This window comes from Mycolicibacterium sp. CBM1, from assembly GCF_054073305.1.
Map to the genome: position 1 here is coordinate 342,278 of NZ_JBSXPP010000004.1, position 13,656 is coordinate 355,933.

Annotated in this window: 12 protein-coding genes and 1 pseudogene; 4 read left to right on the forward strand and 9 right to left on the reverse strand. The window is 66.1% G+C overall.

What is annotated here, in order from left to right; translation table 11 throughout:
• Positions 1-283 precede the first annotated feature (283 nt).
• Positions 284-856 (reverse strand): HD domain-containing protein, encoded by a 573-nt coding sequence (locus tag ACXDF8_RS07925; RefSeq protein ID WP_457222688.1) that lies wholly within the window; start codon positions 854-856, stop codon positions 284-286.
• 58 nt (positions 857-914) lie between these two features.
• On the opposite strand from ACXDF8_RS07925, the gene ACXDF8_RS07930 reads away from it, so the two are divergent.
• The 3 genes from ACXDF8_RS07930 to ACXDF8_RS07940 all read left to right on the forward strand — a co-directional run bounded on the left by ACXDF8_RS07930 (position 915) and on the right by ACXDF8_RS07940 (position 3,318).
• Positions 915-1,220, forward strand: coding sequence for a thiol-disulfide oxidoreductase DCC family protein (locus tag ACXDF8_RS07930; RefSeq protein WP_457222689.1), 306 nt, complete (start codon positions 915-917; stop codon positions 1,218-1,220).
• A 124-nt stretch (positions 1,221-1,344) separates the two neighbouring features.
• Positions 1,345-2,706: an FAD-dependent oxidoreductase gene (locus ACXDF8_RS07935; RefSeq protein ID WP_457222690.1), complete on the forward strand. Its 1,362-nt coding sequence runs from the start codon at positions 1,345-1,347 to the stop codon at positions 2,704-2,706.
• A 36-nt stretch (positions 2,707-2,742) separates the two neighbouring features.
• The gene (locus ACXDF8_RS07940; RefSeq protein ID WP_457222691.1) at positions 2,743-3,318 is read left to right on the forward strand and encodes a TetR/AcrR family transcriptional regulator; all 576 of its coding nucleotides are present in this window, start codon (positions 2,743-2,745) and stop codon (positions 3,316-3,318) included.
• Between the two features lie 127 nt (positions 3,319-3,445).
• Here ACXDF8_RS07940 and ACXDF8_RS07945 read toward each other — a convergent pair whose 3' ends face one another.
• The 8 genes from ACXDF8_RS07945 to ACXDF8_RS07980 all read right to left on the reverse strand — a co-directional run bounded on the left by ACXDF8_RS07945 (position 3,446) and on the right by ACXDF8_RS07980 (position 12,317).
• Positions 3,446-3,874, reverse strand: coding sequence for a pyridoxamine 5'-phosphate oxidase family protein (locus tag ACXDF8_RS07945; RefSeq protein WP_457222692.1), 429 nt, complete (start codon positions 3,872-3,874; stop codon positions 3,446-3,448).
• An 82-nt stretch (positions 3,875-3,956) separates the two neighbouring features.
• Positions 3,957-4,769: a DUF1906 domain-containing protein gene (locus ACXDF8_RS07950; protein ID WP_457222693.1), complete on the reverse strand. Its 813-nt coding sequence runs from the start codon at positions 4,767-4,769 to the stop codon at positions 3,957-3,959.
• Between the two features lie 123 nt (positions 4,770-4,892).
• Positions 4,893-7,028: an alpha/beta hydrolase family protein gene (locus ACXDF8_RS07955; protein ID WP_457222694.1), complete on the reverse strand. Its 2,136-nt coding sequence runs from the start codon at positions 7,026-7,028 to the stop codon at positions 4,893-4,895.
• A 185-nt stretch (positions 7,029-7,213) separates the two neighbouring features.
• Positions 7,214-8,488, reverse strand: a complete 1,275-nt coding sequence (locus tag ACXDF8_RS07960) for a diguanylate cyclase (protein WP_457222695.1) — start codon at positions 8,486-8,488, stop codon at positions 7,214-7,216.
• A gap of 276 nt (positions 8,489-8,764) precedes the next feature.
• Positions 8,765-9,574, reverse strand: a complete 810-nt coding sequence (locus ACXDF8_RS07965; RefSeq protein ID WP_457222696.1) for an LLM class F420-dependent oxidoreductase — start codon at positions 9,572-9,574, stop codon at positions 8,765-8,767.
• Between the two features lie 81 nt (positions 9,575-9,655).
• Complete coding sequence (locus ACXDF8_RS07970) at positions 9,656-11,350, reverse strand: GMC family oxidoreductase (protein WP_457222697.1); 1,695 nt, start codon at positions 11,348-11,350, stop codon at positions 9,656-9,658.
• Between the two features lie 104 nt (positions 11,351-11,454).
• A complete protein-coding gene (locus tag ACXDF8_RS07975) occupies positions 11,455-11,847 on the reverse strand; it encodes a hypothetical protein (RefSeq protein WP_457222698.1) in 393 nt (130 codons plus the stop codon).
• Positions 11,848-12,107: 260 nt separating this feature from the next.
• A complete protein-coding gene (locus ACXDF8_RS07980; protein ID WP_457222699.1) occupies positions 12,108-12,317 on the reverse strand; it encodes a hypothetical protein in 210 nt (69 codons plus the stop codon).
• 636 nt (positions 12,318-12,953) lie between these two features.
• Here ACXDF8_RS07980 and ACXDF8_RS07985 point away from each other — a divergent pair.
• Positions 12,954-13,656: pseudogene (locus ACXDF8_RS07985) on the forward strand (transposase); the annotation flags it as partial.

A 13,656-nucleotide genomic window follows, 5' to 3' on the forward strand; every position in this document is an offset into this window, starting at 1 on the left:
TGGAGGCGACCGCACATGGCGTATTGCCGCACCGACTGCCGAGCTGGGCCCCTCGGCGTTGCACTGCCCAATCCACGAAGACACGCCGGGTCCTGGTGCGCCCGACTTCAGCAGCGGCGCAATGGCCTTCGTAGCCACCGGCGATCCCACCACCTGGACGGGTTGGCGCTGTACGGCCCGCAGGACTCTGTGGCGATGCCGCTACCGGACAATCTGCACCCAGGTCCGGACGCGCACCGGCACATCGGCGAACGCTTTGCCGCCGCAGTCTTCTCGTGAGCGCTCAGCCGTGTCCCGCGGTCCACGGTTCGCGGGCGAAGACCTCTTCGACCATGGGTCGGAAGAACTCGAGCGGGCGATGCTGGAACTCCGCATCGAAGCAGTTCTGGTCGTATTTCTCGCAGAACTCGACGCAGTCGTCGAACCAGGCATGGCCGCGGTACTTGTCCCGGGCATCCCGGACCCCGCCCATGTGCGGCGCGTAGTAGTACTGCTGGAATTCGGGATGCACCTTGACAATCCAGGCAACCCGCTCTGAGACATAGGGGGCGATCACGGCAGCGGCAAACGCGCCATGGGCGTGTGGCGCATAGGTGTCGCCGATGTCGTGCAGAAGCGCCGCGACGACGTACTCGACGGGGCGGCCATCGACACAGGCGCGGGTCGCCGACTGCAACGAGTGGTCCAACCGGCTGATCGGGTAGGCCTGCTCACCATCGGCTAGCGCTTCGACCAGAGCCAGGACGCGGTCGACGAGTCCGGCGTTGTTGGCCTCCTCCGCACGAACGATCAGCGCGTAGTCCCGCGCGGTGCCCTCCGCCATCGTGCGGTAGGTCGCCCGCGTTTGCGTGCTCATTGGCGGCTCCTGTCGACACGGCTTCGCCTCAACGCTAGCCGCGGCGTGCTTTGCCCGCATGTCGTTGCCTCTGGCCGTGGGCTCAGGGCCGTTGCCGGGCGTCGACTCCGCGGTGTTTCTGCGCAACGTGGGAAAGGCCGACGAGACCGCGGACATCCGGTCGGCGGCGCTGCTGCGCATTGCTGACTACCTGGGCGGGTGGTGGCGGCTCGGGCTGGCCGCTTATGCGATTCCGCCGGGAGTACGGGATCGGATCTACGACCGCTTCGCCAAGCTGCGGTATCGCATCGGCGGACGCCACGACACCTGCCCGGTGCCCCCGGCTGAGGTCCGCAGCCGGTTCCTGGACGACAGCTATCGCTGAATCATCCACCGAACGCCCCTCTTAGAGTTACCATAATTTTCCCTTATTTTTCTTAAATCTCGGGTAGCGTGCCTCCTCACACGAGCCGTACGACGGCGCATTGTCAACCAGCAAGGGAGGCCGAATGAGCGAATCACGCTCGCACGCCGTAGTTTTGGGTGCCGGCATGGCGGGGCTGCTGACTGCGGGGATGCTGTCGGCGAGCTACAGAGCGGTCACGGTGGTGGAACGCGACATACTGCGCGATTCCACCACACGACGCAGGGGAGTACCCCAGGGACGTCACCTGCATCATTTCCTCAGCCGTGGCCCACAGGCCCTGGAGGAACTGTTCCCCGGATTTCGTCACCAGGTCGCCGCCGCGGGCGCCGTCGTCAACGATGTGGACGACCTGTCGCGGGTTTACCTCCGGGTCGGCAACTCCGAACTCAACCCACCTGGCCGCCTGGGTGATCCGGCCGCCGCTATGGCGGTATATCAAGCGAGCAGGCCGTTCCTCGAATGCCATCTTCGGCGACGCGTCGCGGCGTCGGGCAATGTCGCGTTTCTGGACAATCACGACGCCGACGAACCCGTGCTCGCAGGACGGCGGATCACCGGTATCCGAATTCGCGACCGTGCGGACGCGACGACCGCCGCACTGGACTGCGATCTGCTCGTCGACACCACCGGCCGCGCCAGCGATACCCCAGAGTTTCTGCGGCAGCGCGGATTCGGTGACGTCCCGCAAGAGCGCGTCGCCTCGATCACGGGATACTCCAGCCAGCTGTTGCGCATCCCCCATGGGCACTTCGCCGAACGGGTGGCGTTCGTCAATCGAGGCAGTGCGGCACCGGGAGCATTGCTGGTGGCGTATGAGGACGACACCGCGATGTTGGCGATCAGCCGGCCGACCTGCCAAGGCCCGCCTCCCCGGGACTTCACCGAGATGCTCGTCGATGTCGAGCAGCTGCTGCCGCCGCGAATCGTGGCAGGCCTGCGGCAGGCGACCACCGTGGGGGAGACGTCGGTCTCACGAAGCACAGCTGCGGTGTGGCGGCGCTACGACCGCATGCCCGCGCTGCCGGCGGGCCTGGTGGTGCTCGGCGATGCGCTGTGCACGCTCAATCCGCTCTACGGCCAGGGTATGACGGTGGCCGCGCTTCAGGTGCTGGCCCTTCGCGACTGCCTGCACCGGTCGGGAGTGGACCTACCGGGTCGCTTCTATCGCGAGACCAGTCGAGTCATCGCTCCGGTGTGGGCGGTGAACCGGGCCAGTGATCAGCCGCCGTCCGTCGCTGTTGCGCGGACGCTGCGCGGGCGGATGGGCGCCTGGATGCAGCGTGCGGCGTTGCGGGCTTCGACCACCGACATCGTGGTGGCCGAACGAATCATGCGGGTACGCGGGCTCGTCGACCCACCGGAGCGGCTGAAGGACCCGGCGCTGCTGCTGCGGGTTCTTGCCGCCAATGCCCGGCTGGCGGCCACCGGAACGCTTGGCATATAGCGTGGCTACCTCCAGTAGCGGTGCTAGGGTCCGGTTATGGCCATCGGGGACCGCCGCGAACGTGAGAGGGCCGCACGCCGCCAGCTGATCATCTCGACGGCCCGCCGACTCGCCGAGACCGAAGGCTGGGACGCGGTGACCACACGTCGGCTCTCGACCGAGATCGAGTACAGCCAGCCGGTGTTGTACAAACACTTCGCCAGCATGGACCAGATCACCGATGCCATCGCCGTCGACGGTTTCGGCGAGCTCGCGCAGGTGATCCGGGCCGCGCACGCCGGCACTGGCACCCCTGCTGCGGCGCTGGCCCGAATCGCGCACGCCTACCTGCAATTCGCCCGCGACAACCCGGCCGTGTACGACGCGATGTTCACCCGCACGACCGGTCTGCACTTCGCCGCCGAGGACACACCGCTGGAGCTGGCTGCCGCCTTCGCCGCCCTGCGCCAGGCCGTCGACCCCGTGGCCGGCAGGCAGGACCCCGATACCCTGACCGAGGTGTTGTTCGCCGCGCTACACGGTCTGGTCGTCCTGAGTGGCGCGGGCCGGCTGCGAGCCGACTACGACTCTCAGCGCCTGGAACTGCTCGTCAGGCAGTTCACCGGCGTCTGACGGCGCGGTGGTGTTCATCGATACCGATCGGTCCCCGTGCCATCTGATCGGACATGAACGGACTACCGACGCGGGCATTGGCGCTAGCCTTCGGCCGTGGCCGGAGGGGCAATCTGGATAGCCTGCGTCAGACGTCGCCGGCGAAGTCCGCGGTGATCCACCGGTCGGGACGAACGGTGTACAACACGTTCTCGGTGTCACCCATCGACTTCACGAAGGCGCGGCCGCCTTCTTCCCCGAGGTAGCGAATCGCGATCTCTTCCCGCGCATCCCGAGGCGCCGGCCTGGCGATGTCCACGACGGCGCCTTCTACTACCACGTACTGATAGGGCGGCTCTTCGCGCTGAACGACCAGCGTGAGCACCCCGGCCTGTTCGATGAGGCGAGCCTTGCGCGAGGACGCTCCGGTGTTGATCCGAATAAGTCCCTCGGCGGTGACGTCGTACCAGATCGGGACACTCGCCGGCGGCCTCCCGTCGGCTGCCGCCACGGACAGGACTGCCACGTGCTTGTCCCGTAGGAAAGTCTCTCGCCCTTGATCAGTGAATGCCCGCATGATCTAGCCCAACAGTGTCGCCGGTCGCCGTTATTCCGGGTCTTCCGGGAGTGCCGCGGAAAGACGCAGCCGGGCACGAGTCTCAGGGATGGAGGTTCCACTGACCGACGTCGGAGGCCAGGGCATCGTTGACGTCGACTTCGAGGCCACCGACGAGCGGTCCCGGATTCGACGCGGTGCTCACGATGCGCTGGTAGAGGACAGCACCAGGGTGGACCCGATTGCCGGACCAGGCCTTGGTCTGCCACGCCCACCAGCGGCCCGGTGAGCTCGATCTGCCGATCACGCCGTCGGCAGCGGCCCACTCGCAGACATCGATGCCGCCGTACACTCCCGTGCGTTGGATGCCGAGAACCGAGTTGATACCTCGGAACCATTGCAGCGCAACCCGATTCCAGGTATCGCGGTCGATGTCTTCGTCGATGGTGAAGTAGACGGGTGCGCTCTGCCCGCCCCCCGCGGCAGTGTGCAGCTGCCAGGCAGTGCGCGCGTCGGCGACGCCGCCGGCGTATCCCCGGGTGAAGTCCGACGGTGCCGTTCCTCCCGGCTTGCCGTACTGATAGTTGCTGACGATCACCAGCCCTGCGGCGGTCAACGACTGGGCGTAGGGCAAGGTGATGGGCTTGGCGCCAAAGGACGACCCGGGCCGGGACGTGGAGACGTAGTTGACCACTCCAGCGTGGCCCGCAGCGCGGATGTCCTGGGCGGGGATTTGTTTGGCGGCGAAGTCGATCAATGTGGGCGCCGCGGCCGACGCGGTCGGGGCGCCGGCGCCCAGCGAGACCGCACCCAGCCCTGCCAGCGCTGCGGCGTACCGCAGTGCGTCGCGCCGGGTGACAGCCTCTGATCGCCCCCCGCGGGTGGAGGCCTCCGTGGTCGCAAGCCAATCGTGCACCGCGCGAATTCAACCAGGTGATTGCCGTCGATCCGGTGTCCCGCGCCGGTCGTGATCGATGTCAGTTCATGCTGAGATCTCGTCGTGACGCTGGGGGCCGGGATATCGGCGCCGCCGGAACGGTCAGACAGAATCGGTGCCGATGGTCGCCGGGTCGACGGTCGGCAGTGTCAGTTGCATGCTCGAGACGGTGAGAACGCCCAGCATGCCGACCGCACGGTAGGCCGCTGACGACCCGAACAGCTGCAGCGTGACCGTCTGTCCGGGCTTGAGCGTCTGGGCCACCATCTCCAACGGAACGCTCACGGTGCGCTCGGTCCCATCCAGCGTCACCTGGATCGGGGTGACCTGGTTGCCCAGCACCTGGCCGGTGGAATTGTCGACGAGCTGGGCGTACAGGTGGTCCCCGGTACCGGTGCCCGAGTAGGTGAAGGTGAGCTGCGGGGCGCCGACGACATACGTCGTGGTCGTGACGGCCGGCGTGGTGAGGTTCACTGCGTCGATGGCCCGCGCTGAGCCGATGGGAAGAACTCCGAGCAGTCCGCCGGCCCCCAGGAAAGGCACGAGCGGCAAGGTCCGGGTCTTGGTGCTGGCCACCACCACCGGGTCACTGGGTGTGAGGTGGTATGAGGTGGCCGAAAGATGTTGGCCGCGTTGGTCGACCCACTCGAACTGCGGCCCTGTAGACACTGCGGTCTCACCCTTGACATAGCGATCGAGCCACTGCACGGTGCGCTCCTTGACCAGCACGCCGTCACTGCCGTCGAACAGGTCGTTGGTGCACACGCCATGACCGCCGCAGAACCAGAGCACCTTGGTGGGAACACCGTTGCCGATCAGGGCCTGCGCGTTGGCATCGGCCTCCTGCAGCGTGAACAACGTGTCGACGGTGCCCTCGATCAACAGTGTGGGAGCGGTGATCTGGTTGATGAGGTTGTCGGGCAGTCCGGGACCGCGCTGCGCCAGCAGGGCTTGCTCCGCCTCGGTCAGTCGCCCGGTCAGATCGCCGTAGATGGTCGCCGGGATGATGGCCGGGTTTGTCCGTGCGAGCGTAAGGACCAGTGCGGCAGCGAGAATCGTTCCCCAGCCACTCTTGAACGAGTCGGCTTTGTACAGCGAGGTGGTCAGGCTGTTCCACGCGATGGTGGGCACGATCGCGTCGACGCGGTGATCGGTTGCCGCCGTGACCAATTGGATGCCGCCTCCGTAGGACGCGCCGACCATCCCGAGGCGGGGGTCCAGATTGGCCGGGTCGCCGTCGGGCTGAACCTCCGGTTGGGTGGCGAGCCAATTGATAATCGCCGACACGTCGCGCGCTTCGTAATCCGGCGAGTCGATCTGCAACTGGCCGCCCGAACTGTATTCGCCGCGGGGGTCCCAGGTGACGACGTTGTAGCCGTTGTTGCGGAGAGTCAGAATGCTCGGTATGCCCAGGGCATCGGTGAGCAGACCGTCGGCGACGCTGCCGTAGATGCTCGTCTGGCCGGGCATGCCCAGACCCGGGCCGTCCAGAATGGTCGGCGCCTGCTGGCCGGCCTGCAGTCCGGTGGCAGGCATGAAATGGACGTAGATCTGGGTGCCGTCGAACGAGACGACCTTGACGTCGCGGGCCTGCACGGCCGTCGGCGATGCCCCCGGTTGCATCGGGTAGCCGAACAGCGGATGCAGGACGTCGCCGAAGACCGGGATCTGGTGGATGACCGCCACGATCGGGGTGAAGAGGACCGGTCCGAGGACGGGGACGTGTTGCAGGAAGGCCAGCGGCGGCGTCTGGGGGATGGCGACCACGGTCGGCGGTGCGGTGGTGGTGGCCGCCGGTGCTGCGTTGGTCACGGCGGGTTCGGCAGTGACCACCTGGTTGGCGGTGGCTGCCAGGTCGCGGGCTGAGCCGGCAAGTCCGTCCCGGCGGGTTGCGGCTGCCAGCGCCAGGGTCGCCGGGAGATCCACCGGCCTGGCGGGGTCGTCGGTAACGGTGCTGCGTGCCCGGGTCAGTGCTCCGGTCGCGCCGACGCGGATCGGGGTGGCCAGCCGCGCGGTCGCCGGCCGGCGTACCGGTTGGGTGAGCTTGTTTGTCGCGGTGGAATGGGTCGCGGCCCGCGCGGCACGCCCTGTGCCTGCGTGATGTGGCGTAGTCGATGACGAATTCGTCGGGGTGGACGGTGCTGCCGTTGCCTCGCCACTTCCGGAGACGATCGCAATCCCGATTCCCAACGCGACCGCCAAGCCACCGACCCGGCCCACGTGCACCCCTGCACCCATTCGTCTATAGGTACTTGGACCCCCCAGTTGTGTCTGGCAGTTGGTGAAGTTTTTTGAACTGTGACGACCCCGTCAATCTCTGCCGACACCGCACGCGGGCAACGCGCCCAGCGAAAGCCACTCGCGCGGCAACCAGCAAGCCGGCTTTGTGGCAGGCCTACGTGCCGTCGAGTGCACGGTGACGGCTACTGGGGGCGGGGCCGCTGTTGCGGTACGGATCGGTTCCTGATCCGTGCCTTATGGCGGTACATGTCGCAATCGGATTCTCGGATGAGCTCGGCGGCATCGGCCGTGGCGCTGCAGGCCCAGCCCACCGACGCTGTCAGCGTGACCTGGCCGCCGTCGACGGGATAGGCGCCGCTAAGCACCGTGCCCAGCTCGCTGGCCAGTTGTGAGACGGACGGTCGGGTGACGTCGTCGACGACCAGAACAACGAATTCGTCGCCACCCAACCGGTAAGCCGTATTCGGCGGCGCGACCGCATCGGCAAGGCGGCGTGCCACCGCTGCCAGGACGGCGTCACCCACGGCATGCCCGTGGAGATCATTGACCTGTTTGAATCCGTCGAGATCGATGAACACGGCCCCAACCTGGGCGCCCGGCTCGAGAGCGCGACGATCGGCGATTCGGGCGACCAGCTCGTGCCGGTTGTACAACCCGGTCAGTGGATCCGTCACCGCGAGGCGTGCAAGTGCGGCCTCGGCCGATCGGCGGGAGGTGACATCGTGGAGCTGCGCGATCACGACGTCGGCGCCATCGTGGCCCCTGGGCACCAGTACCGCGACGCGGTGTACCCAGATCGTCAGACCGTCACTCGTGACATACCGCAATTCTGTGGCGGTCTGCGGGACCGCGCCGGAAATCAGATTCTGCCAATCACGTTCGGCCACAACGCGATCGTCTGGGTGCATGCCATCGGCGTACCGCAGGGGTGTCGTGGCGTGCGGCGACTGGCCCAATAGCCGGCGCAGCGCCGGGTTCACGTACAGCGCCTGTCCATCCGTCGTGAACACCGCCTGGCCGAATGGTGCGCTGTCGATACTGACTTGAAGCAGCCGCTGGGCGTCATCGCGGGACTTCTCGGCCTCGACCCGTGCCGTCACGTCGTTCACCTGCACGTAAAGACCGCGCACACGACCGTCGACGATGTCGGGGAGGTAGGCGGCCTGGACATGCCTGGTGATGCCGTTGTGGTCGGTGAGGGTCTTCTCAAAGACCTGATCCTGACCCTGCATCGCCGCGTCGACGTAGGGCAAGCTCGCTTCGCCGAGCTCCCCGACGAGCAACTCTGCGATATGTAGGCCACGGATCTCGTCAGGGGTTTTGCCGAAGAAGTGACAGTGGGCGTGATTGGCCACCACGTTACGGAGATCGCCGTCCCAGTAAGCCACCATCGCGGGCAGGCGATCGATGAGCTGCCGCAGCCGGTACGTGTCGTCGCGTGGGGCGATCTCCGACATCACATTCCTTCCGGCAGGCACACGCGCAACCTCGGCCGGCATCGCTCGCCAGTGCCCTCCTGCGCTTTACAGCGTACGGCGGACCTGTTCAGGGCGGGCGCACGTGGTGGTCGGAGCGGCCCGCGCGGCCGCGGTGATGCCATGGGCGGTGAACGACGCCTGGACAGGGAGGCCTGGCGCGCCCGGGTGGCAGCGTCGGTCATCACGACGCGTCAGCGCAGGGAGCGCCGTCCTGATTCGTGGCCGTCGCGCCGGAGAATCCGCTGCCGTGTCCCGTCATCCATTATCACGCCAGGTGAGTACTCGCTTGAGCGAGGTGAGGTCGTAGCCGTCATCCGAGGTGAGCTCGATTTGGAACAGCGTGACGCCAGCCTCGCGGAAAGCGTCGGCGCTGCCGGGGTTCTCCCAGAGCGTCGATCGTTCGATGTCGGCCCCGTTGCGGCCGAACGTGGCTGCCAGCTCATCGACTCGCTCACTGGACCTTCGGAACGCGTCGAGGTCGGCGAACGCGTGCCAGATGTCGGCGTGTCGGGCAACGGCGGGCAACGAGCGCTTGGGCCCGGTGCCGCCGATGAGAATCGGCAGCTTGCGCACGGGCGGTGGGATGAGCGCAGCGAGCCGGTTCTCGATGCGGATCAGGCTCTCATCGAAAAGATCGAATCGGGAGCCGAAGGTACCAAAGTCGTAACCGTAAGTGGTGTAGTCCTTTTCGTACCACCCGGCGCCTAGGCCGAGGATGAGCCGGCCACCGCTGATGTGGTCGACGGTGCGCGCCATGTCGGCGAGCAGGTCCGCGTTGCGGTAGCCGACTCCGGTGACGAGGAGCCCGATCTCGGCGTGTGAGGTGATCTCGCCCCACGAAGCCAGCGCGGTCCAGCCCTCGAAATTGGCGACATCGGGCTGCTCGTCGGACAGGACGGGCTTGCCGTCGACAATGGCCTCCATCACCGGGCGGTGGAAGTGGTCGTAGCCGAAGATCACGTCGACACCGAGGTCGTCGGCGGCCACGACGGCGTCACGCCACGCGCGGTAGTCGGGTGTACCGCCGGGCTGGATCTGCACGGCGACGCGGACGGGACGAGTCATCGATACTCCTGAGTCGGGAAAGGGGCGACTCTTGAGCCAAGCCCGGCGTCCGCGGAGTTTATTCCGAACCGGGGGACCGACTCATTTCAGGATCGCCCGCGCTGCGCGCTCTGCGATCAGCATGACCGGCGCATTGGTGTTGCCGGAGGTGATGGTGGGCATCGCCGAAGCATCAACGACTCGAAGGCCGGCGACGCGGTAGACGCGGCAGTCGCTGTCGAGCACGGTGGCGGCCGACCGTGGCAGACCACGTGTGTCGAAGGCTCCCATCGCGCACGTGCCCACCGGATGGAAGATGGTGGTCCCGAGTTCGCTGGCTGCCTGCTGCAGGTCGTCGTCGCTTACCAATTTCGTGCCGGGAAGCAATTCTTCTGGACAGTATCGGGCCAGGGCCGGCGCCGCCATGATCTGCCGGGTCATCCGGAGTCCCCGCACGGCAGCTTGGCGGTCGGCGTCGGTGGACAGGTAATTGCAGGAGATCTTCGGGTAGCTCAGCGGGTCGGAACTGGCCAGCCGTACGTGGCCACGCGAGCTGGGGCGCAGATTGCATACCGAGGGTGTGATCGCTGAAAAGCGGTGCAGCGGTTCGCCGAATTTGGCCAACGACAAGGGCTGCACATGCCACTCCAAATCGGGGCTGGCCAGCGCGGGTTCGCTCTTGGCGAAAGCGCCCAGCGTGGACGGCGGCATCGTCATGGGCCCTGAACGCAGCAGCAGATACTGAAGTCCCATGCCGGCGCGGGTGATCCAGTTGCGGTACAGCGTGTTGACGGTCCGGGCGCCTCGCACCCGGTAGATCGTTCGCAGCTGCAGGTGGTCCTGGAGGTTTTCGCCCACGCCCGGCAGATCGACGGCGACCGGCACCTGATGCTGGGTGAGCAGCCCGGCCGGTCCGAGACCCGAGGCCTGCATGAGCTGTGGCGACCCAATTGCCCCGGCGCTCAGGATCACCTCCCGGCGTGCCTGGACGTCGATGATCTGTCCGTCTTTGAGCAGCCGTACACCGGTGGCACGATGCGCAGCGGTGGTCCAGGCACCGCGACGCTCATGCTCGTGGACGTGGTCGGCCATGAGCAGTTGAAGGGCCTGGGAGTTGGTGTAGATGGTGAGATTTGGGCGATGAGCGACGGGATGAAGGAAGGCGTCGGCCATCGACCAGCGGCGCCCACGCCGCTGGTTGACATGAAAGTACGCACTGCCGGCGTTGTCGCCTCGGTTGAACTCGTCGATCGGGGCAATGCCCACTTCGGCGGCGGCAGCCTGCCAGGCGTCGAGGATCTTCCAGCGCACCCGCGGCCGCTCGACCGAAATTTCACCACCGGCGCCGTGCCACTCGTCGGCCCCGCCGAAGTAGTCTTCCAACTCCTTGTAGATCGCCAGCGTCTCGCCGGGACCCTCGGAGCCGCCCCAGAGCCATCGCTCGTCACCGGTGGCCTGGGCCCACAGGGCGTAGTCGGAGGCTTGTCCGCGCATATGGATCATGGCATTGATCGACGAACAGCCACCGATCACGCGGCCCCGCGCGTAGTGGATGCTGCGGCCGGCAAGACCCGGGTCGGCTTCGGTGGTGAAGCACCAGTCGGTGCGGGGGTTGGCAATGGTGTACAGGTAGCCCACCGGCACTTTGATCCAGAACCAGTCGTCTTTGCCGCCGGCCTCGATCAACAGCACCCGGTGATCAGGGTTGGCGCTGAGCCGATTGGCGAGCAGGCAGCCGGCACTGCCGGCTCCCACGATGACGAAGTCGAATTCGGCCACGGGGCTCAATTCCGGCATCGTTCCTCCATGGCGTCGGCGTGTGTCCTTGTGAACAGTGACCGCTCGGCGGGTGAGCCGCCAGCCGCCGACAAGAAGGTCTCCTTCGCGGCAGGGTTAGCCTGTCACGAGCCCCTCACGTTCCGCGCGCCGGCCCCTAAACCACCGTGCTCTGGGATTTGATTGCGGATATCACGGAGTGCGTTCAAGCGGTCGCGCGCGTAAGCCGCCGAGATGATGTCCGCAATCGAAGGATGAGGGTTCTTTTCGAGTCCCGCGAGGAAATCCTGCGCAGACTCAATCGAACTTCTCAGCGAATCCTGCACGGACACAAGGGGAAATGACCCATGATCAACGCTGGTGCCGATTGTCCGTGGTCCACTCGGGTGGGGTGCCGGGTTTGCTGTGCCGTCGGCTGGCGCGGCAGACGCGGTCTGGGCAGTGTCGAGTGTCTGCCAAGCCATACCGATTATCAAGGCCGCCGTCGCAATGGCGACCATCCGGCTGAAGCTGACCATAATCCGCAGAATAAGGGCGATACGTACCTGCGTACAAGCCGACACAAGAGTCGCCATGTCTGGGACGAATCAGAAGTCCGATCGGCGGACGCTAATTTGCTAACTGGTGGCAATGGGCGGAAGACACTGCTGGTCCAGCGGAAGCGAACCGATGGCCACATTGATTCTGCTAGATCCGCTCTGCTGTATTCCACGCGATACGTAGGAGAGAAATTGCGAGAAGGTGTCTTGGTTTTCACGCCCACCGCCGTGTGAGGGGTTCACGCGACACTGCTGATGATCGCGATAACCAGCCCGGCCAGGGTCAGCATCCCGACCATCACCGCGGCGGCGATCGCCCGCCCCCGTCGGTGCCGGCGTACGTCGTAGATCGCCATCGCGATGCCGGCGAAGATCAGCGCTGCATAGGCCGCCAGGCCCACCGTCAGCGCAGCTGTTGCGGCGGCGCTGGCCAGGGTCATGATGTGCACGCTGTGAGCCTACGGAGCGAACGGAAGCATCGCTTCGCCTGCCGGTTCGGTCGGTCAGCGCCACACGGTTCGGGTGTGTCTGAGGAATGCTCTGGTCAGGGAGGTTCGCCGTAGGTGACGTCAGAGGGCACGGGGCAGAATTGCAGCACATGAGAATGACTGATGGGTCGATTGACGTGGCGGGCGATAGCGCGGGTGGTGCGGAGAGCTCTCGAGCTGGTGGGTCCCGCCCCCCAGATGCAGCGATACGTCGGGCGGGCGTCATCAGCTGGTCAGCACTAGGTGTCATCGCATTGGCTGTTGTCGCGGCAATCGCGCTAGGCGCGGTGAGCGGCGTCCTGATTCCCTTGGCTATCGCGGTGATTCTTAGCATTTTGCTCGAACCGATGCCGGAAGCGCTGAAACGAGTTGGTCTGCCGTAATTTTGAGCGCTGATTCGGGAGTCGTTTGATCACGAATGTCAGAGTCGCCAGGGGTGCGGTCAGAGGCGATCTTGCTCGCGAATTTGGGAGTCACGTGGGCAGATAGGGCGCCAGGGCCGGTGTGCTTATAGGGTTGAGGTGAGCCCGTCGTAGTGGTCCAGTCGCTGTGGGCTTTGTTGCCCGGAGTGTTTGGGCAGGAAGAATCACCAACGACATGGCATCGAACAGGCGTCGGCGGTACACGCCGGATCAGATCATCCGCAAACTCGCTGAGGGCAACAAGCTGCTCGCCTCGGGTCAGGAGCTGGTCGAGGTGTGCCGGCATTTGGAGATCGCGGAATCGACGTGGCATCGCTGGGTGGCCCAGTACGGCGGCATGAAAGCCAACGACGCCAAGCGGCTCAAGGAGCTCGAGGCCGAGAATGCCCGTCTCAAGAAGCTGGTCGCCAACCAGGCCCTCGACATCGACATGCTCAAGGAGATTGGGTCGGGAAACTTCTGACCCCGAACCGCAAACGCCGCGCAGCGACCATGCTGCGTGAGCGGTTCGGGGTGTCTGAACGCCGGGCCTGCACCGTGGTGGACATCCACCGATCCACGATGCGCCTGACACCGCCGCCGATGACCACCGAGGAAGCCGAACTACGTTCCTGGCTGCGCCGGTTCTCCACCGACCGGCCGCGGTGGGGATGGCGCCGCGCTGCCAAGATGGCCCGCCGCGCGGGCTGGCAGGTCAACAACAAGCGCATCCGCCGGCTGTGGCGCGAGGAGGGTCTGCGGGTACCCCAGCGGCGCCGCAAAAAGCGGTTGACCGGCATCGGTGTCGCCGTAGGCGCGATGTCACCGATCCGCCCGAACGTGATCTGGGCGATGGACTTCCAGTTCGACACCACCGCCGACGGTCGCACACTGAAGAT